At 36.7% G+C, this 19,761-nt stretch carries 21 protein-coding genes; 6 read left to right on the forward strand and 15 right to left on the reverse strand.

Going from position 1 to position 19,761, the window contains the following annotated elements; all coding sequences use genetic code 11:
• Nucleotide 1 precedes the first annotated feature (1 nt).
• On the reverse strand, nt 2-232 hold the full coding sequence (locus J536_RS0104535; RefSeq protein WP_032063234.1) for a hypothetical protein: 231 nt from the start codon (nt 230-232) through the stop codon (nt 2-4).
• A 137-nt stretch (nt 233-369) separates the two neighbouring features.
• On the opposite strand from J536_RS0104535, the gene nfsB reads away from it, so the two are divergent.
• Nucleotides 370-1,023: an oxygen-insensitive NAD(P)H nitroreductase gene (gene nfsB / locus J536_RS14845; RefSeq protein WP_014207095.1), complete on the forward strand. Its 654-nt coding sequence runs from the start codon at nt 370-372 to the stop codon at nt 1,021-1,023.
• Nucleotides 1,024-1,062: 39 nt separating this feature from the next.
• Here the strand turns inward: nfsB and J536_RS14850 are convergent, their stop codons facing one another.
• The 5 genes from J536_RS14850 to tsaE all read right to left on the reverse strand — a co-directional run bounded on the left by J536_RS14850 (nt 1,063) and on the right by tsaE (nt 6,034).
• Nucleotides 1,063-1,920, reverse strand: a complete 858-nt coding sequence (locus J536_RS14850; RefSeq protein WP_032063236.1) for a DMT family transporter — start codon at nt 1,918-1,920, stop codon at nt 1,063-1,065.
• 141 nt (nt 1,921-2,061) lie between these two features.
• Nucleotides 2,062-2,574 carry an RNA chaperone Hfq gene (gene hfq, locus J536_RS14855; protein ID WP_002122267.1) on the reverse strand — a complete coding sequence of 171 codons (513 nt, stop codon included), beginning with the start codon at nt 2,572-2,574 and terminating at the stop codon, nt 2,062-2,064.
• Between the two features lie 93 nt (nt 2,575-2,667).
• Complete coding sequence (miaA, locus tag J536_RS14860; RefSeq protein ID WP_032063238.1) at nt 2,668-3,612, reverse strand: tRNA (adenosine(37)-N6)-dimethylallyltransferase MiaA; 945 nt, start codon at nt 3,610-3,612, stop codon at nt 2,668-2,670.
• Nucleotides 3,613-3,618: 6 nt separating this feature from the next.
• Nucleotides 3,619-5,568 (reverse strand): DNA mismatch repair endonuclease MutL, encoded by a 1,950-nt coding sequence (mutL, locus tag J536_RS14865; protein WP_032063239.1) that lies wholly within the window; start codon nt 5,566-5,568, stop codon nt 3,619-3,621.
• Complete coding sequence (gene tsaE, locus J536_RS14870) at nt 5,561-6,034, reverse strand: tRNA (adenosine(37)-N6)-threonylcarbamoyltransferase complex ATPase subunit type 1 TsaE (RefSeq protein ID WP_032063240.1); 474 nt, start codon at nt 6,032-6,034, stop codon at nt 5,561-5,563. The genes mutL and tsaE overlap by 8 nt, the downstream gene beginning before the upstream one ends.
• A gap of 120 nt (nt 6,035-6,154) precedes the next feature.
• On the opposite strand from tsaE, the gene J536_RS14875 reads away from it, so the two are divergent.
• The 3 genes from J536_RS14875 to J536_RS14885 all read left to right on the forward strand — a co-directional run bounded on the left by J536_RS14875 (nt 6,155) and on the right by J536_RS14885 (nt 8,024).
• The gene (locus J536_RS14875; protein WP_032063241.1) at nt 6,155-7,063 is read left to right on the forward strand and encodes a pseudouridine synthase; all 909 of its coding nucleotides are present in this window, start codon (nt 6,155-6,157) and stop codon (nt 7,061-7,063) included.
• Nucleotides 7,064-7,173: 110 nt separating this feature from the next.
• Nucleotides 7,174-7,482 (forward strand): type II toxin-antitoxin system RelB/DinJ family antitoxin, encoded by a 309-nt coding sequence (locus J536_RS14880; protein ID WP_005068595.1) that lies wholly within the window; start codon nt 7,174-7,176, stop codon nt 7,480-7,482.
• A gap of 98 nt (nt 7,483-7,580) precedes the next feature.
• Nucleotides 7,581-8,024, forward strand: a complete 444-nt coding sequence (locus J536_RS14885; protein WP_002122286.1) for a GNAT family N-acetyltransferase — start codon at nt 7,581-7,583, stop codon at nt 8,022-8,024.
• Here the strand turns inward: J536_RS14885 and J536_RS14890 are convergent.
• Together J536_RS14890 and J536_RS14895 are read right to left on the reverse strand one after the other, a co-directional pair.
• A complete protein-coding gene (locus J536_RS14890; RefSeq protein WP_032055701.1) occupies nt 8,017-8,721 on the reverse strand; it encodes a pseudouridine synthase in 705 nt (234 codons plus the stop codon). The two genes, J536_RS14885 and J536_RS14890, sit on opposite strands and share 8 nt — an antisense overlap.
• Before the next feature lie 102 nt (nt 8,722-8,823).
• The gene (locus tag J536_RS14895; RefSeq protein WP_002122273.1) at nt 8,824-9,042 is read right to left on the reverse strand and encodes a hypothetical protein; all 219 of its coding nucleotides are present in this window, start codon (nt 9,040-9,042) and stop codon (nt 8,824-8,826) included.
• A gap of 250 nt (nt 9,043-9,292) precedes the next feature.
• Here J536_RS14895 and J536_RS14900 point away from each other — a divergent pair, with 250 nt between their 5' ends.
• Nucleotides 9,293-9,745 carry a DUF441 domain-containing protein gene (locus tag J536_RS14900; RefSeq protein WP_017480868.1) on the forward strand — a complete coding sequence of 151 codons (453 nt, stop codon included), beginning with the start codon at nt 9,293-9,295 and terminating at the stop codon, nt 9,743-9,745.
• A 60-nt stretch (nt 9,746-9,805) separates the two neighbouring features.
• Here the strand turns inward: J536_RS14900 and J536_RS14905 are convergent, their stop codons facing one another.
• On the reverse strand, nt 9,806-10,726 hold the full coding sequence (locus J536_RS14905; protein ID WP_002122195.1) for a LysR family transcriptional regulator: 921 nt from the start codon (nt 10,724-10,726) through the stop codon (nt 9,806-9,808).
• A 289-nt stretch (nt 10,727-11,015) separates the two neighbouring features.
• Nucleotides 11,016-11,813, reverse strand: a complete 798-nt coding sequence (locus J536_RS14910) for a DUF4198 domain-containing protein (RefSeq protein WP_032063242.1) — start codon at nt 11,811-11,813, stop codon at nt 11,016-11,018.
• Nucleotides 11,814-12,025: 212 nt separating this feature from the next.
• Here J536_RS14910 and J536_RS14915 point away from each other — a divergent pair, with 212 nt between their 5' ends.
• A complete protein-coding gene (locus tag J536_RS14915; RefSeq protein WP_032063243.1) occupies nt 12,026-13,225 on the forward strand; it encodes an MFS transporter in 1,200 nt (399 codons plus the stop codon).
• Between the two features lie 26 nt (nt 13,226-13,251).
• Here the strand turns inward: J536_RS14915 and J536_RS14920 are convergent, their stop codons facing one another.
• From J536_RS14920 to J536_RS14940, 5 genes are all read right to left on the reverse strand, one after another.
• Nucleotides 13,252-14,235 carry an ion transporter gene (locus J536_RS14920; RefSeq protein WP_032055694.1) on the reverse strand — a complete coding sequence of 328 codons (984 nt, stop codon included), beginning with the start codon at nt 14,233-14,235 and terminating at the stop codon, nt 13,252-13,254.
• Between the two features lie 117 nt (nt 14,236-14,352).
• Nucleotides 14,353-14,787, reverse strand: a complete 435-nt coding sequence (locus J536_RS14925) for a hypothetical protein (protein ID WP_017385424.1) — start codon at nt 14,785-14,787, stop codon at nt 14,353-14,355.
• A 229-nt stretch (nt 14,788-15,016) separates the two neighbouring features.
• On the reverse strand, nt 15,017-17,656 hold the full coding sequence (locus tag J536_RS14930) for a bifunctional aconitate hydratase 2/2-methylisocitrate dehydratase (protein WP_002119674.1): 2,640 nt from the start codon (nt 17,654-17,656) through the stop codon (nt 15,017-15,019).
• A gap of 254 nt (nt 17,657-17,910) precedes the next feature.
• Nucleotides 17,911-18,273, reverse strand: a complete 363-nt coding sequence (locus tag J536_RS14935; RefSeq protein ID WP_080759586.1) for a hypothetical protein — start codon at nt 18,271-18,273, stop codon at nt 17,911-17,913.
• A 134-nt stretch (nt 18,274-18,407) separates the two neighbouring features.
• Entirely contained in the window at nt 18,408-19,643 is a 1,236-nt protein-coding gene (locus tag J536_RS14940; RefSeq protein WP_032055688.1) for a lactonase family protein, read from the reverse strand.
• Nucleotides 19,644-19,761 lie beyond the last annotated feature (118 nt).

The following is a 19,761-nucleotide window of genomic DNA, read 5'->3' on the forward strand; positions in this document are numbered from 1 at the left end:
ATTAGTCACTTTTTATTTGCACTTTCAATTCTTTAATTTTGTTATTTAAATCAAAATTGTAAATCGCACACATACTGGCAATAAATACAAATTTCCAGCTTATATGTACATACTTGTGATACTCAATGTATAAAATCAAAAGACTCAAAATAAATGCAAAAATGATAAAGGCTTTAACGATTCTAAATTCTCGCAGCTTACTCTTTGCATCTGTTGGCATTAAATCAATCATTTTCAATAGATTACTAAAACTTTATATGAAATTATATTTCTTTATCAAACTACACAGGAAATGTTTTTGAATAAAATAGCGTATCATGGCAAAGATTAAATTCTCTCAATTGCTATAAAACTGATATGGAGTAAAGTATGGATTTATTAAATACGGTTAAAAGTCGCTATACAACAAAAGCGTATGATTCTGAAAAGAAAATTCCTCAAGAAAAAATTAAGAAATTATTAGAAATTTTACGTTTTACCCCATCTTCAGTAAATATTCAGCCTTGGCACTTTGTAGTTGCAGATAATCTTGCAGCTAAAGAACGAATCGCAAAAGCATTAACAGGAAAGTATGCTTACAATGCTCCTAAAGTGCTTGAGTCATCACATACACTTGTATTCTGTACAAAAACGGATATTACATCTGAGTACTTAAATCAACTACTTGAGCAAGATGATTTAAGTGGCCGTTTTAAAGATGAAAAAGCAAAATTAGGTCAAAAAGATACTCGCCATGGCTACGTCGAGTTCTACCGAAATGAACAGAAAAATTTATTCGGGTGGATGGAAAATCAAACATTCATTGCTTTAGGACAGCTACTCTTTGCTGCTGGCTTAGAAGGCATCGATGCAACTCCAATGGGTGGCTTTGATGAAGAAGTTCTAAATACTGAGCTCGGGTTAACTGAAAAAGGCTTACGAAGCTCTGTGATTGTTTCTCTAGGCTATCGTAGTGAAAATGACTTTAATGCTAAGCTTCCTAAATCACGTCTGCCAGATGAAGTGATTTTCACATATTTATAAAAATCTCTATAGTTCAAGAGATTCTATTCTCTTGAACTATCAAACCATTGCGCTAGCTAAACAAACTACTCCACTTATTCCTAAAAGAATCCCCAAAATGGTAGGCCATTTTAATTTTTCTTTATATAAAATCACTCCGCTTAAAATTCCCAATAACACAACAAGAATATTCATGCTCGCAAAAACAATTGCAGGAGAATCTTTTAAAAGAATATGAGCTTTTACATATAAAGCAATATTTGAAAAATTGAGTATTCCTAATATTAACCCAGCTATCGTACTTTTAAACTGCCACTTTTGAGTCTTCTGTAGCAATAAATATGAAATCGACAATATAAAAGCAGTAATAAAAATAAGATTTAAAGTAAGTGTAAACTGCAGACCTAAACTACTTGTATATTTCAAGAGAATATCTACTGCTGCATAACCACACCATACACTTAAAAGAGCAAAGATCGCTTTTCGAGATTGGTGATTTGCTGAAGAACTTATTTGCCCAAATAATACGAGTAAGACCGCACAAATCCCTAGGCCTACACCCCACAGTTTTAAGGTATTAAATTGTTCATGAAAAAAGAAATATGCTGCAAGTAAAGAAAGGACAACTGAAAGACGCTGTGCAAGTTCGGTTCTCACAATTCCTGCATACTCTAATGATTTAGCAAGACATAAAAAAATACTAGGTAAAATTATTCCTAATGCAACAATTAACCACCAAGGCGTATGTTGTATTGAAACATGTTGAATATCAGGCTGAAACCACCAAAAACAAAGAAGACTTGCGCTTGCATAGTTCCATGCAATCATTTGTAGTGGTTGATAACCTTTTCTCTTTAAATTTTTTAATAGGATAGATACCAAGACGCTGCTAAAAGCAGCAGCTAATATTAATAGCATTCATTAAAGCCCTATTTATTTAAATAAAATTAGTCATCATGGTAAATCATTCTCCATGACCAGTTAAATATTCTGAATCAACTTTTAAATACACATAAAAAAACCAGTCATTGTCTGACTGGTTTCTTTTTAAGATTTCAATTAACGATTATTTTCGTCGTCTTGACCATCTTCAAATTTAGAATCGTTGTCAAAACCACCTTGATGACCACCGAAACCACCTTGACCACCAAAGCCACCTTGACCACCGAAGCCACCTTGACCACCGAAGCCACCTTGACCACCGAAGCCGCCTTGACCACCGAAGCCACCTTGAGCGCCACCGAAGCCACCTTGAGCGCCACCGAAGCCACCGCCTTGACCGCCGCCAAAGCCGCTACCTTGACCACCAAAACCGCCTTGAGTGCCGCCTTGTGCTGGGAAGCCTGTACCTTGAGCGCCTGCTGGACGAGGGTTACGTGCTGGAACAACAGTTGAAATCGCGTGTTTGTAAACCATTTGACTTACAGTATTTTTTAATAAAACAACATATTGGTCAAAAGATTCAATATGACCCTGTAATTTAATACCGTTCACAAGGAAAATAGAAACAGGGATACGTTCTTTACGGAGAGAATTTAAGAACGGATCTTGTAAAGTTTGACCTTTAGACATTTTTAACTCCAAAAAAAATTTTTAAATCAGCGCAAAAAAACTATCTTTATTTTTCAACTAAAAATTATAAAAAGACAGTGTGCAAATTTTGCTTTATCCATAAGAGTTTCGCAAGTCTTCTTTCGCCTGCTTTATCGTCAAGTAAGTTTTAAAATCGTGTATTTCTTGCAAAGAACGTAACCACGTATATTGACGTTTGGCAAGTTGTCGTGTTGCAAATAAAGCTTTATCCTCCATTTCACGTTTACTTTTGAGACTTAGATCACTTTTTAATAGAAATTCTAGTGCTTGTCGATAACCCACCGAACGCATTGAGGGTAAATTTTCATCTAAATCGTATTTTTCAATTAGAGCTTCAACTTCACTCAAAAAACCGATATCCCACATTTTGCTTAATCTTTGCTCAATGCGTTGATGTAATTCTACCCGATCTGGAAGTAAAGTGTAGTTATGAAATATGTATCGATATGGTACGTTTTTTGGTTGTTCTGCCTGCAATTTAGTAATTGGTTCACCCGTAATTTTATAAACTTCAAGAGCCCTAATAATTCTTTGCTTATCAGTTACATTAAACTTTATAGCGGCGGCAGGGTCTACAGAAACCAACTCATCATAAACTGCTTGCCATCCTTCATTTAGAGCTTTTTCTTCAATGGCTGCCCGAACTTGAGCATCAGCACTTGGTAGATTACCAGACAATCCTTCTAACAATGCCTTGAAATATAACATTGTCCCTCCTACTAAAATAGGAGTTTTGCCACGTGAATGCATTTCATCAATCAATTTACATGCACCTTCAACAAACTGAGCAGCTGAATAGACTTCCAGAGGAGTAATAATATCAATAAGATGATGAGGGTAGAGTTCTTGCTCTTCACGAGTTGGTTTAGCCGTGCCAATATCCATATCTTTATAGACAAGAGCGGAATCAACAGAAATTAGCTCAAAATTTCCACGCTCGTATAATTCACATGCCAAAGCGGTTTTTCCGCTCGCAGTTGGTCCCATTAAATTGATGACGGGCAATTGATTTGACATGTAAAACTACTCTCCTCGAGCAAATAATTTATCTAATTGAGATAATGGGAATGCACGCCAAGTTGGCCGCCCATGGTTACATTGGCTCGCAAATTCGGTTTGTTCCATTTGACGAAGTAAAGCATTCATTTCTGAAAGACTGAGTTGTCGATGCGCACGTACGGCTCCATGACATGCCATTCCAGCTAACAACTCATCTCTTTTTTGAAGTAATCCTTGTGCTTCATCATTTGGATCTAAATCATTTAAAAGCTCTGGAATAAGATTTTCAAAATCAGCTTTTTGTAATATGGCAGGCACACCGCGAACAATAACTTGCTCATCACCATATAAATCAATTTCCAGACCTAAGCGCTCAAGCTGAGGTTTTAACTCTTCAACTCTAACGGCTTGCATACGGCTAATGGAAATCACCTTAGGTATAAGCAATTGCTGAGATGTCCAAAATTCAGGTTTATCCCAGGCATTTTTCATTTGCTGTAATAAAATACGTTCATGTGCCGCATGCATATCAACAATAATAAGCCCTTCGGTATTCTGCGCTAAAATATAAATTCCATGCAGTTGAGCAATTGCGATACCTAATGGAAATTCATCTACTTTAGCAGCTGGCTCAACATTCTCATTTACCGAAAAACTAGTAGGTTGGTCGCGAAGTGGGGCTAAATAAGTTTTTAAAGCATTATTTAGTTGAGCAGAACCACTATATTTTGGTGTTTGATCTGCATAGTGAACAGCTTGCGGACGACTAGCGTTAAAATCGGTTAATAATTCTGTCGGTGCATGCTGACTTCGTGCTTCACTGTCTGAATTTAAAGTTTCATTTGCTCGGTGCAATGAAAATTGTTCTTGATATTTGGGCTGAGGTTGTACTGAATAATCTGAGCTTTCATCCGCTTTCATCGCTTGAGCTAGATCAGCACTCGCTGTCTGAAATTGTGCGAGAGTTTCTTTTGCATAATGTCTTACAAACTCATGCACTTCTCTTTGATTTAAAAATCGAATCTCATGTTTAGTAGGATGGACATTGACATCAATATTTTCAGGGTCAACTTCTAAAAAAAGTAAATAAGATGAATGTTGATGACCATGTAAAATACCGTCATAGGCCATGCGTAGCGCATGCGAAATCGTTTTATCTTTGACAATACGACCATTTACATAGACATATTGCATATCAGCCTGTGCACGTGCATCTGAAGGATGACCAAGCCAACCTGATAAACGCATACTAATACTTTCAGCATCGATCCAATATGCATTTTGAACAAATTGTGAGCCTAATAATTGCTGAACTCGCTGAAAACGTAGCTCTCCGCTATCCGCTATAGGTAAATTAATTCTTATATTATCATTATGCTCAAGCACAAAACGTATATCGAAATGTGTTAGGGCCAGACGGCGAACAATCTCTTCGATATGCCCAAATTCAGTGGTTGGTTTTTTTAAGAATTTACGGCGTGCAGGAACATTAAAAAATAAGTCTTGAACTCGAATATGGGTACCCTTTTGCGCTGCAACAGCTTGTACTTCTTGATGATCAAATGCTGTACCGTTTACTTCAACTTGATGACCAATACCACTTTCATCTTGGCTACTGGTCAAAGTCAATCTTGAAACCGCAGCAATCGAAGCTAAGGCTTCCCCACGGAACCCCAAACTCACAATCGCATGTAAATCTTCAGCAGTTTTAATCTTACTTGTGGCATGACGCATGACAGCAAGTGCCAAATCATCCGGATGAATACCATGCCCATTATCAATGATTTCGATTAAAGTCGAACCACCTTGAGCAATCCGTACAATCAGCTCAGTTGCACCTGCATCAATTGAGTTTTCTAATAATTCTTTGACCACAGAAGAAGGACGCTCAATCACCTCACCTGCTGCAATCTGGTTCGCTAACGCTGCGTCTAATGTATGAATACGACGTTGTGTTAGCTTTTCATCAGTCATGAAGCTGTTCCTGCAAAGTCTGGTACAAATTTTCTGTTGGTAAAGTTAACGTTACTAAACGAGTCAACTCATCATCTGACTTTTGAATGTCAATGATGATATCCGCTTGTGGAATCTCATCACCACCTTTAGAGGGCCATTCAAATAAAAATAATGCATCTGTGATATCTAAATAATCACGAATTCCCATTAATTCAAGTTCATAGGGGTCATTCAAACGATATAAGTCAAAATGAAAAATTTCTTTATCATTAATTTTATACGGCTCAACAAGCGTATAAGTTGGGCTTTTAACAGAACCTTTATGGCCCAAAGCCTGTAAGAAATAGCGCGTAAGTGTGGTTTTACCCGCACCTAGGTCCCCAATTAAATAAATTACACCCGACTGAACATGCTGCGCCAAAGCTAGAGCTAGACGCTCAGTATCTTCTTCATGATTTAAGACCAATTTCAATGAATACGACATAGCACACATAACATGATTCAAAATAATCGATATGATAACATTGCCCTGCCTTAAAAGCCTACTTAAGCCCTAGAAGTTGGCTTTTTTTATATCAATTTTCTTAAATGTTCACACTTTCTTATGTCTAGTCCAAACGAATTTCTGCCGCCCATGATTGATGGAGTAAGTGCGAGTCAAGTCTATCTTCCTATGCGAACAGATGCTCAAACTATTTATGAGTATCTCTGTGGTCACTTTCCACACATTAAAACTGAAGAATGGGAACAAAGATTTCAAGACGATCTTATATATGCAGCAAATGGGGATAAATTAACTGTAACCAGTCCATATGTCGGCAACACCCATATTTTTTATTATCGCTTTCTTGCATATGAACCACATGTACCTTTTGAGCATCACATTTTATTTGAAAATGATGATTTACTGGTGGTCGATAAACCACATTTTTTAACAATTAGCCCGACAGGACAATATGTTCAAGAAACTCTTTTAGTGCGGCTAAAAAAACAAACAGGAAATGAATTTTTAACCCCTATTCATCGCTTAGACCGCGAAACCGCGGGTGTTGTTCTATTTTGCAAACGTGTTGAATCGCGTGGTATATACCAACAATTATTTGCAGAGCGCCAAGTCAATAAAATTTATCACGCTATTGCAGCTTATAGAAAAGATTTAAATTTTCCTCAAACATTATATTTGCATTTAGATAAAGGCCATCCTTTTTATACGATGCAGGTTATAGAAAATGCGAAAGCCAATACCCAGACTGATATTGAGCTTATCGAGCACAATCAGATTTGGGCAAAATATCGCTTAACTCCTACAACGGGGAAACAGCACCAACTTCGAGTGCATCTTAATTACTTAGAAATTCCGATTAAAAATGATCCATTTTATCCAGTAGTTCAGCACAAAGCTGAGGATGACTTCTCGGAACCATTACAGCTTCTGGCTAAGCATATTTCATTTACAGACCCCCTCACAAAAGAGGGAATGTCTTTTAATTCCGAGTTTGAATTGACATTGTAATGTAACCGTAATGACAAAAAGATTATTTTTTATGCCAAAAAGCATTGAAATTACATTGCGATGGTTTAAAATAAATTCCTAAAAATTAAAATCATTTGGTTTTGTTATTCATGCGAAAAACAGAAGTTTATCAGGTTCGACTTGACTCCCAAGAAAAAAAGCAGGCTTTTGCTGTTTTTAAACAACTGGGAATTACCCCTGCCCAAGCAGTACGACTTTTTTTTAAACAGGTCGTATTAACTAAATCTATTCCTTTTGCAATCGAAAATCAGAATATTAATATGGAACAATTATTAAAACTGAGAAAAGCAAAAGCATCTTCATTAAACCAAAACTCATCAACTATAGCTGAAGATGATGACCATGAAGATTTATTTGAAGAGTTGAATGCACTTCTTGGTGAAAGCGACAAAACTTAACACTGTTGCATTTATAAACAAGTTTTAACGTCAAAAAGCTCTTTTTTTCGTTATGCTCTCTTTGTAAAAACATAATGATAAGTTACAAGGAGTGCCAAATGATCGTTAGACGAGCGACTTTTGAAGATTTAGAGCAACTCGCCGTTTTATTTGATGAATATCGCCAATTTTATGGGGCCTCTTCTAATTTTAATGAATCACTTCACTTCCTAAAACAACGTTTTGAGAATAGAGAAAGTGTGTTCTTCATTCATATTAAAGACGATAAAATTACGGGTTTTATTTTACTCTATTTAGGTTTTTCTTCAGTTGCTTGTTCAACTTACTATATTTTAGATGATGTATATGTTACGCCTGTTTTCCGACGTCAAGGTTCTGCTAAACAGCTAATCGATACAGCAATCTTATTTGCAAAGCAAGAGAATGCTTTGCGGATTAGTTTGGAAACTCAAAGCAACAATCATGAATCTCATCGTTTATATGAACAAATGGGATTTATTCGAGATAGTGAGTTCCAAACCTTCCATTGTTTTCTCAAATGATATTTTGAGCGAGCTGTTTTTGTTGTTCAGATAAATAAACCCATTCTCCATCTTCAAGTTCAGGTAAAACCAATTGCCCGACTTGATGGCGATGTAATGCTTCTACCTTATTTCCCACAGCTGCAATCATTCTTTTTACTTGATGATAAACACCTTGATGAATCGTCATGGTTAATTGATGCGTTTCTAATATCGCTATATCCGTTGCAGCGAAAACACCTTTTTCCTGATGTAGGCTTACACCTTGGCTCAGCATTTCAATTTGCTCTGGTGTAACCGGATCTATAGTCGTAACATGATAAACCTTTGGAACATGCTTACGGGGATGAGTTAAAGCTTGAAGATATTTACCGTCATCAGTAAGTAAAAGTAAGCCTGTTGTATCTTGATCTAGACGGCCAATGGCTTGCACACCACGTTGAATCATAATTTCGGGTAAAAGGCTAAATACGCTTTGATGATGGTGAGGTTGGTGTGAACATTCAAAACCTTTCGGTTTCTTTAACGCAAGGTAAACTTTTTCTCGATATTGATAAGTTTCCCCAAAAAGAGAAAATTCTAAATTTTCTGGAGAGAATTGCTTTTTAAGGTCACTTACAACCTCTCCATCAATACTTACAGATCCGTTTTTTATTAACTGCTGACAATATTTACGAGAACCAAACCCTTGTGATTGTAAAATTTTTTCCAGCAGCATGAAGTTTTCTCATTAGAACTAAGCTGTTATTTTAACGTAGTTTCCATTTTTTACTAAATACTACTCGCTACTGTTTTCATCTACTTAAACTAGTTCGCACCCTTACTCTTCAACGACTCGATAAATATTTTCATTCTGTTCGCTTTCAAATAATAATTCTGTAGTAGGCAAAATAATTTCATTATCAACAATAATATGCTCAATACGTTGGCTTAGTTTTAAAGATTCATTTTCATGTTCCACTAAATTTTTCTTTAGTTGTGCTTTTGCATCATGAATCTTATCAAACTGATCTTTGATCTTGATATCTATAATGTCCATAAAAATATCCCGTACTCATGAGTAATGACTATTTTTATATCATAATTTTTAAACGCTATAATTTTTAACTTGTTAATTTATATAACATTGTTTCCAAGCGTAACCAAAAATTAAAACTCCTTATCATTGAGAGATATACACTCAATTTTTAATTAAGAAGAGCTGAAATCAGCTGTATCTTTTAAAGCTTTCACATTCCAAGTCTTAAATATTATACAATTCCATTTATTTATAATGCCCTCCGCTCGCCATGCTTGCCCAATTTGATGTTAATTTAGTTGTTCTACTCGTTCTGCTTGTCTGCGGCTTATTAAGTCAAAATGCAGCTGTAACTATTGCAGCAGGTGTGTTGATTGTCGTTAAAATCACACCATTAAATGAGTTTTTCCCTTATATTCAAGCTCATGGTCTTAATTTAGGAATTCTTATTTTAACCATTGGCGTACTCACTCCAATTGCCAGTGGGAAACTCAGTGGAGAGAGTATTTTAAAATCCTTTATTAGTGTTAAGTCTATTATGGCTATCGCAATTGGCCTGTTAGTCGCCTGGCTAGGTGGTCGCGGAGTAAAACTAATGTCGAGCCAACCTGACGTAGTTGCAGGTTTACTCATTGGTACAGTTGCTGGTGTCGCTTTACTCCGTGGTGTACCAGTCGGTCCTCTAATTGCGGCAGGCCTACTCTCTTTATTCATTGGCAAATAAGAAATTGACATAAAAAAGGTGCAATAAAGCACCTTTTTAACACTTAGGCTAAATTATTTTTTAGCCAGAATAATAAGCGTTTCGCTTTAGAGAGAACTTTTCTAACTGCTTTAAAAAGCCTTCAAAATAACTTTTCTCTTTTTCTTCAGTTCGGTAGCCCGCATATAAAGTTCGTCTTAAACCTGTAGGAGAAACACAATCTAAACGACGACTAGTAACCCATCCCTTTTGTTCATACTCATTCACCACCCAATCAGGTAAAGCAGCAATACCTCGTCCACTTGCAACAAGTTGAATAAGCATTTGAGTTAAATCTGTTGTCCGTATTTGTTTAGGCTGAATATTCGCGGGGATGAAAAGTTTAGACATAATATCTAAACGGTGCTTATCTACTGGATAAGTAATTAAAACTTCTTCGGCCAACTCTTGAACTGTAATATTTTCAGCCCGCACCAAAGGGTGAGTATTTGATAAGACTAACCGTGACTCATATTCAAAAATCGGAAAATACTCAATTCCTTTTAACGCGATTGGGTCAGCTGTAATCAATAAATCAAATTCTGCATTTTGTAAGAGTTCATGTGGATTAGCTTCAAACCCCGAAGCAAAGTCTAAATCGACGTCAGGATATTGCTGGCGATACTGATTTAATAAAGGCATTAACCAGTCAAAACAACTATGGCATTCCGATGAAAAAATAATTCTACCTGTCTGTCCATGCACAATACGTGTGATATCACTATGTGTAATCTGGATTTGTGGTAAAACATCATCTGCTAACTTTAATAAGCGCTGTCCAACATTAGAAAAACTAACAGGTCTACTTCGACGATTAACTACTTCTACTCCATACCAATGGTCTAATTCTTTTAATTGATGGGAAATAGCAGATGGCGTCAAACAAAGGTCATTTGCTGCCGAAACTAATGAACCATGCTCACGTAAAGCAACTAAAGTTTTAAGGTGGCGTATTTCTAACATGGGCCCAAGCCTAAAAAACAGATTTATCTATAAATGGATAAAGCTCATCTTTGCTTTTCCATAAAACTTTCGACAAATCTTTATTGATGAATTTTATTCACTTTAACATAAAATTAGTTAGTTTGTCTCAACATGAATTTTATTTCACTATTTTTACATGGTATGAATTTAGGTATCATTCAAAAATGAAGGAAAATTAAAACGATTTTATAAAAATTTTTTAAAGTAGTTAAAAACTATAAGACAAAAATAGGCCTAATAAAGGCCTATTTTTTTAAAACACTAAAAACTATTGTGCTAAAACATTTAAGCTAATAATCGTATAGCTCTGATCTTTAGGTTTTAATTTCAAATTTAGAGGAGCTGTTACTTCTACTAAATACTCTCCAGCTTTTGGAAACGTAAGCTCAACTTGACCGTTGCTTCCTGCCTTAAACTGCTGCGCTTGCTTCTCAGTTGCACCCTTTTCTCTTAAATTCACTTCAGCATAAGCTAAAGGTTGCCCTTTTTCAGTTATGGTTAATTTAACAGGTTGAACAGCTTTAATCTGGTTAGGATGTACAGAGAAACTAACTTTAATCGGTGTATTCGGAAGTTGAATATCTGAAACTTTTCCTTTAGAAAGATAACTCTGCAATATCCACTCACGTGTTACTTGTTCTGTTTTAATTGTTTTTGTTTTAAGGTCAGTCGGAATCAAATATTCACGCTCTGCTTTCGGTGGAGCTTTATCAGCTGGCATATCAAAAAATAAATGCCATGCTTTTTGGTCGTATACATATTTCAAAGGATAATTTGCCTGAGTTTGAACAATGTATGTGCCTTCTTCAGGTAGATCTACATCAAAAACAGTAGCAGACTTATTCAGGGCTTCTGAATTGACGGTTTTAAGCTCATTTTTAGGTGTAATTACAGTAAGCTTAGCATCCTTTAAAGCATATTCACTATTTAATGCTTCTTCCGCATAACCAGCAATTACGGGTACTTGAGTTTGTTCAGTTTTATAAGCTACAGGAGCTACATAAGGTTCATGAGCAAAGCCTGTTGTAGATATCAATGCAAGTGACATCATTAGAAATCTATTCATTATTACAAAATCCTGTTATACGCAAAGTTAAAATTTCAGACAAAATATAAGCGGATACAGTATACACAAATAAAAATAATTCTTATTATCATTAATAAATTTAATTTTACTAAAAAAGAAATACGCAAACTTTCCCCTCAATATTTTAGTTTTTTATTATTCTGTTCTCTTTTCCCTTATACTTCTCTTTTTGAGTCTTGCTTCAACTTATTATGGCGTCCCCGCAATCTCCTCTTTCCACACCTCAACATTACTCTCTCTTTTTAGCAATTTTCTCACTCGCTGTAGGTGGTTTTTGTATTGGAACCACTGAATTCGTCGCAATGGGACTGATTCAGGAAATTGCAAATAATTTAAATATTACAGTACCTGAAGCTGGTCACTTTATTAGTGCCTATGCATTGGGTGTAGTTATTGGTGCTCCTATCATCGCAATTCTTGGAGCTAAAGTACCTAGGAAAACTTTATTGCTCGGCTTAATGCTTTTTTATGGTGTTGCGAATGCCTTTACTGCTTTAGCTCATACACCTGAAACTGTTTTAATCTCACGTTTCATTGCAGGTTTACCACACGGAGCATATTTTGGAGTCGGTGCATTAGTTGCAGCTGAACTAGCGGGTCCATCAAGAAGAGCTTCTGCGGTTGCCCAAATGATGATGGGGCTTACAGTCGCAACTGTAATTGGAGTTCCTTTAGCAACTTGGTTAGGCCAAAACTTTGGTTGGAGAGCTGGTTTTGAGTTTTCAGCAACTATTGCTTTCGTCACTTTAATTGCTGTAGGTTTCTTTGTACCCAATATCCCAGTTCAAGCTACTGCCAGTATAAAAACTGAATTAGCTGGCCTTAAAAATATCAACATGTGGTTAACACTAGCAGTGGGTGCAATCGGTTTTGGAGGCATGTTTTCAGTTTATAGCTATGTCTCACCAATTTTGACTGAATATACAAAAGTTAATATCCAAATCGTTCCTATCGCTTTAGCTATCTGGGGTATAGGTATGGTTATTGGTGGTTTAGCGGCAGGATGGCTTGCAGATAAGAACCTCAACAAAACTATAGTGGGTGTATTAATTAGCTCAGCTATCGCTTTTGTTGTCGCTAGTTTTTTAATGAGTAATATCTATACTGCCATCGCATCTTTATTTTTAATTGGTCTCACGGTAATGGGATTAGGCGGAGCATTACAAACTCGTCTAATGGATGTTGCAGGTGATGCCCAAACTTTAGCTGCCTCACTCAACCACTCTGCATTTAATATGGCCAATGCATTAGGGGCATTTTTAGGGGGCTGGGTACTCAGTCACCAAATGGGTTGGATCGCTCCAATCTGGGTAGGTTTTGTTTTAAGCCTTGGCGGTCTGATTATTTTACTTATCGCATTTGCAGTAGAAAAAGCTAACAAAAAAGCTTAATTAAAGAAAAGGCTAACTTATTACTTCTAATCAGTTAGCTTTCCACCACAGTGCGGGCAATAACATTTTTTCTCTCGAACAGACTCTTCTTCCTCTAATACTTTTTCACGCATAATTTGAATAATCAGGTTATGCGCTTGCTCTTTTGGCAATCCTACTTTTTGACGGATCCGCTCTATTTCAATTTCATTATGTAAAATATCAATACCTCGTGCTTGAAGTAGCTCACGAAACTCTTGCTCTAGTCTCTGATTCCGTTGATTAAGCTCATTTGCAAGTCCAGACGCCAAAATACCAGCAGGCAATGCTGCAATACCCACACCTAAAATAGTAATAAGCGCCCCTAATAACTTTCCTAGGCTAGTTACAGGAGTGACATCGCCATACCCCACTGTAGTTAAGGTAACCACTGCCCACCACATAGATTTAGGTATTGAACTAAAAGCTTCTGGCTGAGCTTTGTTTTCAACCACATAAATTCCAGAAGCAGTCATAATAATCATGATAATTAAAATAAAGATAACTGCTTGAAAAGATCCCTTCTCGCGTTTAATCACACATAACAATATCTGTAGTGAGATGAAATAGCGTGTTAATTTTAATAAACGAAGTAGACGTAAAATCCGAAGCATACGAAGATCGATTCGTACAAAGAAATTCAGGTAAGCTGGCAAAATTGCCATCAAATCAATAATTGCTTCCCCACTTTTCATCCAATTCAAGCGAGTTTTCCATGCGGATTGTGTCGTATCTCGATCTGCAACACTCCACAACCTTAATAAATACTCAATACTAAAAATTGCGATTGAAATATTCTCAAAGTAGTCAAACCAAATACGATAATTTGAGTACAAATCATTTACTGTTTCTAATAAAACAGCAGCGACGTTACCAATAATTAAAATAACTAAAAAATAGTTAATGCATTTACTTACCGTCGTTTCATAGTCATGGTTGTGAAGATTATTATAAAAAAACTTACGTAATCCCTTCCAAGCTGAATTATGCATATTGATCTGACCACTTAATATTGTAGATATAGTAAGCTCATCGCCTCTATTCACCAATATAGTCTTTAACAATTTTTGTTTTACTTACCCCAATATTTGAGCCTTAATTTTTTTTCATCAATTCGTGGCTACACATCGAAATTCATTCTCTTCCCACCACATCACATCATAGATGCCTGGATGCGATTTTAAGATAATATTTATATAATTTTGCAACACCATAATATGATGAGTAATATCAATTTTTCTAAATAGAAATTTTCTTAAAATCGGAGTATTTGGAGAAATAAAAATTGCGAATCCATTACTATATTCTTCATAAACACTAATTCCGAGATACATCGTTATTTCAGCTAAGGGAATCTCAATTTCCCACCCCCAGCTTTCACTATATAACTCTACATTTAAATGATATCTATTCTTTAATATACTAAAAATATATTGTGCAATATCTTCAGTTTTTTGAACTAAAATACTACCTTCATCAGCATAAGTTTTTTGGTCATATAATTGATAATCATCAAATTTAAATTCAACAATTGTCTTTAGCATTCTTAAGTTCCCTATATAAAATACTCATATTTTTTTTAATTATTTTCAAGTTCGTTCAAATATTTTAAAACAAAAATCAATTTAATATCTAGAGTAATATTTATTTTTACATTTTCATTAAATAAAATTTGATCTATTTATTATTTTCTAAGTCTAATAATGTACAAAGTCTCATTTAAAATAAAAAGGAGCTGAATAATCAGCTCCTTTTTTTTACTAAATTGACGTATTAAGTCAATTGAGCAGCTTGGATTTTCTTAGTATCAACTTGATCAGCTTCTTTAGTATATTCGCTCATCTTGTCGAAGTTTAAGTATTTGTAGATGTCAGCAGAAGCACTGTCGATTTGCGAAGCGTACTGTTGATATTCTTCTGGGCTTGGTAATTTACCAAGAACCGCAGCTACTGATGCAAGCTCAGCAGACGCTAAGTAAACGTTTGCACCTTGACCTAAACGGTTCGGGAAGTTACGAGTAGAAGTCGATACACAAGTTGTGTTCGGCGCTACACGTGCTTGGTTACCCATACATAATGAACAGCCCGGCATCTCTGTACGTGCACCAGCACGGCCATAAATGTTATACAAGCCTTCTTCCATTAATTGGTGCTCGTCCATACGAGTTGGAGGAGCCAACCATAAACGAGTAGACAATGAACCACCAGGTACTTTGTCAAGTAACTGACCAGCTGCACGGAAGTGACCAATGTTAGTCATACAAGAACCGATGAATACTTCATCAATCTTGTCGCCTTGAACGTCAGAAAGAAGTTTCGCGTCATCTGGATCGTTCGGGCAACAAAGAATTGGTTCTTTGATGTCAGCAAGATCGATTTCGTAAACTTTTAGGTATTCTGCATCAGCATCAGCTTTTAACAAGCTTGGGTTATCTAACCACTTCTGCATGTTTTCAGCACGACGAGCAAGTGTACGTGCATCGCCATAACCTTCTGCGATCATCCACTTCAACATCGTGATGTTAGAACGTAGGTATTCAGCAACTTTCTCTTCAGAAAGTGTGATTGAACAGCCAGCAGCAGAACGTTCAGCTGACGCATCAGAAAGTTCGAATGCTTGCTCAACAGTCAAGTCATTTTCCATTTCTGATAAATCGATCTCAAGGATACGACCAGAGAAGATATTTTTCTTACCTTTCTTCTCTACAGTTAAATCACCCGCTTGAATTGCGTAGTAAGGAATTGCATGTACAAGGTCACGTAAAGTGATACCAGGTTGCATTTTACCTTTAAACTTAACAAGTACAGATTCAGGCATATCAAGTGGCATAACACCAGTTGCTGCTGCGAACGCAACAAGACCAGAACCCGCTGGGAATGAAATACCGATTGGGAAACGAGTATGTGAGTCACCACCAGTACCTACTGTATCTGGAAGTAACATACGGTTTAACCAAGAGTGGATAATACCGTCACCTGGACGTAAAGATACACCACCACGGTTCATGATGAAGTCAGGTAATGTATGGTGAGTTGTTACGTCAACTGGTTTTGGATACGCAGCAGTGTGACAGAAAGACTGCATCACTAAGTCAGATGAGAAGCCCAAGCATGCTAAGTCTTTTAACTCGTCACGAGTCATTGGACCTGTTGTATCTTGAGAACCAACTGTAGTCATTTTAGGTTCACAGTAAGTTCCTGGACGGATACCTTGACCTTCTGGTAAACCACATGCGCGGCCAACCATTTTTTGAGCTTGTGTGAAGCCTTTGCCAGTGTCAGCAGGTTGTACTGGAGTACGGAATAATGTAGAAGGTGCAAGACCTAATTCTTCACGTGCTTTAGCAGTTAAACCACGACCAATGATCAAGTTAATACGACCACCAGCACGTACTTCGTCTAAAAGTACTGGAGTTTTAAGATCTGCTTCAGAGATTTGCACGCCATCTTTAAAAGCAGTTACTTTTGCAGCAGCATGGTCAATTTTCAATACTACTTCGTCGCCCATGTTCATATTAGCAACGTCGATTTCTACAGGTAATGCACCTGCATCTTCCATAGTATTGAAGAAAATTGGAGCGATCTTAGAACCTAAGCACACACCACCGTCTTTTTTGTTTGGAATGTGTGGAAGTTCATCACCAAAGAACCAAAGAACAGAGTTAGTTGCAGACTTACGGCTTGAACCTGTACCAACAACGTCACCAACGTAAGCAACTTGATTGCCTTTAGCGATAAGTTCTTTAATTTGGCTTAATGGACCAACTTCACCTGGTTTTTCAGGGTTGATACCATCACGCTCGTTTTTCAACATTGCATTTGCGTGTAATGGAATGTCTGGACGGCTCCAAGCATCTTGAGCTGGAGACAAGTCATCAGTATTTGTTTCACCAGTTACTTTGAACACAGTGATTTTGATTTCTTCTGGAACGTCAGGACGGCTAGTGAACCATTCTGCTTCAGCCCAAGATTGTAAAACAGCTTTAGCAGCTGCATTACCAGCTTTTGCTTTATCTGCTACATCATGGAATGCATCAAATACAAGAAGAGTTTTCTTTAATGCTTCAGCAGCTAAGCCTGCAAGTTCGGCATTGTCAAGAAGTTCAACAAGTGGTGCTACGTTATAACCACCTAGCATAGTGCCAAGTAAGTAAACTGCACGTTCTTTAGAAACGAGTGGTGAAGTTGCTTCGCCTTTTGCAATCGCTGCCAAGAATGCTGCCTTTACGTAAGCTGCTTGGTCAACACCTGCAGGAACACGGTTTTCAAGCAAATCTACCAAGAACGCTTCTTCGCCTGCTGGTGGATTTTTTAATAGTTCAACAAGCTGAGCTGTTTGAGCGTCATCAAGTGGCTTCGGTGGGACTCCGAGTGCGGCACGTTCTTCAACGTGTTGGCGGTAAGCTTCTAGCACGGTGTTCATTCCTCTTTTTTTTGAAAAATTACTTGCAAATTCCAGCTTTCTTAAAAGCTTCACAAGTAATATGGACTACAAAAGTTTACTAGAGTTCAAGGTAAAAGTTAATGAGCGCGGGGTGTTTCTCCGTGATGCCCATTATTTTGTATCTAAATACCTGTGTCTAAATAATGAGCATATTAGGCGGATTTGAGCTATTTTTAAGCAAAAAGAGCTTTAGCCGGATGAAAATTCAATAACCTCATCCACAATTAGAATGATTTATATTTTGGCATTTTGTCATGAGGTGTTGCCAAACATTCATCCATCATTTGCTTTCTAACTTTTTCTTGGATTGCTTGAGGATCTTTTGTCAGTTCTTCTTTTGGAATTGCATAAACTTTTTCAATAACATTAAGAATGAATTTTTTAGTTATCTCATCTTCAATCTTATTTGCATGCTCAACTGCCTGAGTTTTTTCAATTGCTTGCTGACGATCAAAAACAATACTTCTTGCAGCATTTCCTACGCTAGTACAAAAGCCATGCCACTGCTCTTCTGGTGTTAATGGTTTCTTTTCCGAACAACCAACAAAGAGCAAACTCATTGCAATCAATAAAATCTTTTTCATCATTTCACTACACTAATTATTGCTGCCCATATCATACGGAAAATCATCGTTTTTGCCAAAACTGCTATAAAAAACCGAGATAACAAAATCTCGGTCTTTTGTATTAAGTACTAGAAAGGTCAGTTTCATGTTTTGGATTAATTAAAGAATTTAATATCCGTAGGTGTTGATATTTTTGCTGCATCGCCAGCTGGTTTTAAGGTGCCATTTTTTGCATCAAAACGGAATAAACTAATATTGTTACTATAAACATTGGTTACATATAGATACTTACCAGATGCATCAAATGAGAATGCACGAGGTTCAATACCATTCGCTTTATAAACAACTGGCTTAGCTAGCAATCCATTCTGTTGGATTTTAAATACTAAAAGTTTGTTGTCTGCACCTCGATTGGCAGCAATCACATATTTACCATTTGGGCTAAGGATAATTCCACTCGCACTCTTAAATTCAGGTGTTTTGTCCTCGTGGATTAGTTTTAGCTCGGCCACTTTTTTCAAATGACCATCTTGCACGTTAAATGTCACAATTTCACTTCGCATTTCTGCGGTAACATATGCATGTTTGCCATTGGGTGAAAAGACCATATGACGCGGGCCAGAACCATGTGTAAAAGTTACATCGCGGTTGGTATCCGCTTCAAGTGGCTGAGCCTTGTTCGGGTTATAACGAAATGCATAGACTTTGTCATTTCCAAGATCACTAGCATATAAATACTTACCATCCGGACTAAAAGTTGTGGAATGAGCATGTCCACTTTCTTGGCGGCCTTTGACGTGGCCAGAACCTTCCTCAAAAACAATATTTTGTACTTTTTCACCCAAATGGCCATTTGGTAAAATTGGCAAAACAGCCACACCACCACGGCCTTTATCGAACGCTGAATAGTTCGACACAAACAGGAACTTACCATCTAAACTAATTGTTGCATGTGTTGGATGTCCACCATGACTATCCACTGTGTTCAACACTTCCACCTTTCCATTTTGAATAGATAATGCGGTCACCGCACCTTCGTTTTCTTCATTAGTGGTATATGCAAAACGGCCATCTTTCGATTTCACAATCCAAGAAGGACTTTTCATTTTCAACACTTTAACGGGAGTTAAAGTTCCATCCTTATTCACGTGAAGCTGGTATAAGCCTTCACTGGCTTGTTTTGGTTTTTGCGCAAGCGGTGCATTAGGAATTGATGTCCATGTACCTACTAAAGCAATTTGTTGTTGTGCAGCATTTACGGTGGAGCACCATCCAAATGACAAAAGCGTCAATGACAATGTTGCTGTTAATTTTTGAATTAGGCCACGATATTTAACGTTGATATCGTTTTCCTTGCCATTTTTAATTTCAACATAAGTATCTATATTCACTACTATATCCTTGAAAAAACCCACCTTATTTGCATTTATCAACAAGGTATATCAATCTAATTTCATTTAATGTTTCTGAAAACTAATTTATAAAACAGCAATTTTCAAGTGAATTTTC

The organism is Acinetobacter sp. 809848 (genome assembly GCF_000581275.1).
Classification (GTDB): Bacteria; Pseudomonadota; Gammaproteobacteria; order Pseudomonadales; family Moraxellaceae; genus Acinetobacter; species Acinetobacter pittii.

Excerpts from the sequence above, each read along its gene's own strand:
- J536_RS14935 (WP_080759586.1), bottom strand. The coding sequence starts at position 18,273 with ATGATGAAAAAGATTTTATTGATTGCAATGAGTTTGCTCTTTGTTGGT.
- J536_RS0104535 (WP_032063234.1), bottom strand. The coding sequence starts at position 232 with ATGATTGATTTAATGCCAACAGATGCAAAGAGTAAGCTGCGAGAATTT.
- tsaE (WP_032063240.1), bottom strand. The coding sequence starts at position 6,034 with ATGTCGTATTCATTGAAATTGGTCTTAAATCATGAAGAAGATACTGAG.
- J536_RS14880 (WP_005068595.1), top strand. The coding sequence starts at position 7,174 with ATGCGAAAAACAGAAGTTTATCAGGTTCGACTTGACTCCCAAGAAAAA.
- J536_RS14915 (WP_032063243.1), top strand. The coding sequence starts at position 12,026 with ATGGCGTCCCCGCAATCTCCTCTTTCCACACCTCAACATTACTCTCTC.
- J536_RS14900 (WP_017480868.1), top strand. The coding sequence starts at position 9,293 with ATGCTTGCCCAATTTGATGTTAATTTAGTTGTTCTACTCGTTCTGCTT.
- J536_RS14905 (WP_002122195.1), bottom strand. The coding sequence starts at position 10,726 with ATGTTAGAAATACGCCACCTTAAAACTTTAGTTGCTTTACGTGAGCAT.
- hfq (WP_002122267.1), bottom strand. The coding sequence starts at position 2,574 with ATGTCTAAAGGTCAAACTTTACAAGATCCGTTCTTAAATTCTCTCCGT.
- J536_RS14890 (WP_032055701.1), bottom strand. The coding sequence starts at position 8,721 with ATGCTGCTGGAAAAAATTTTACAATCACAAGGGTTTGGTTCTCGTAAA.
- miaA (WP_032063238.1), bottom strand. The coding sequence starts at position 3,612 with ATGTCAAATCAATTGCCCGTCATCAATTTAATGGGACCAACTGCGAGC.
- mutL (WP_032063239.1), bottom strand. The coding sequence starts at position 5,568 with ATGACTGATGAAAAGCTAACACAACGTCGTATTCATACATTAGACGCA.
- J536_RS14925 (WP_017385424.1), bottom strand. The coding sequence starts at position 14,787 with ATGCTAAAGACAATTGTTGAATTTAAATTTGATGATTATCAATTATAT.
- J536_RS14920 (WP_032055694.1), bottom strand. The coding sequence starts at position 14,235 with ATGCATAATTCAGCTTGGAAGGGATTACGTAAGTTTTTTTATAATAAT.
- J536_RS14895 (WP_002122273.1), bottom strand. The coding sequence starts at position 9,042 with ATGGACATTATAGATATCAAGATCAAAGATCAGTTTGATAAGATTCAT.
- J536_RS14885 (WP_002122286.1), top strand. The coding sequence starts at position 7,581 with ATGATCGTTAGACGAGCGACTTTTGAAGATTTAGAGCAACTCGCCGTT.
- nfsB (WP_014207095.1), top strand. The coding sequence starts at position 370 with ATGGATTTATTAAATACGGTTAAAAGTCGCTATACAACAAAAGCGTAT.
- J536_RS14875 (WP_032063241.1), top strand. The coding sequence starts at position 6,155 with ATGTCTAGTCCAAACGAATTTCTGCCGCCCATGATTGATGGAGTAAGT.
- J536_RS14910 (WP_032063242.1), bottom strand. The coding sequence starts at position 11,813 with ATGAATAGATTTCTAATGATGTCACTTGCATTGATATCTACAACAGGC.
- J536_RS14850 (WP_032063236.1), bottom strand. The coding sequence starts at position 1,920 with ATGCTATTAATATTAGCTGCTGCTTTTAGCAGCGTCTTGGTATCTATC.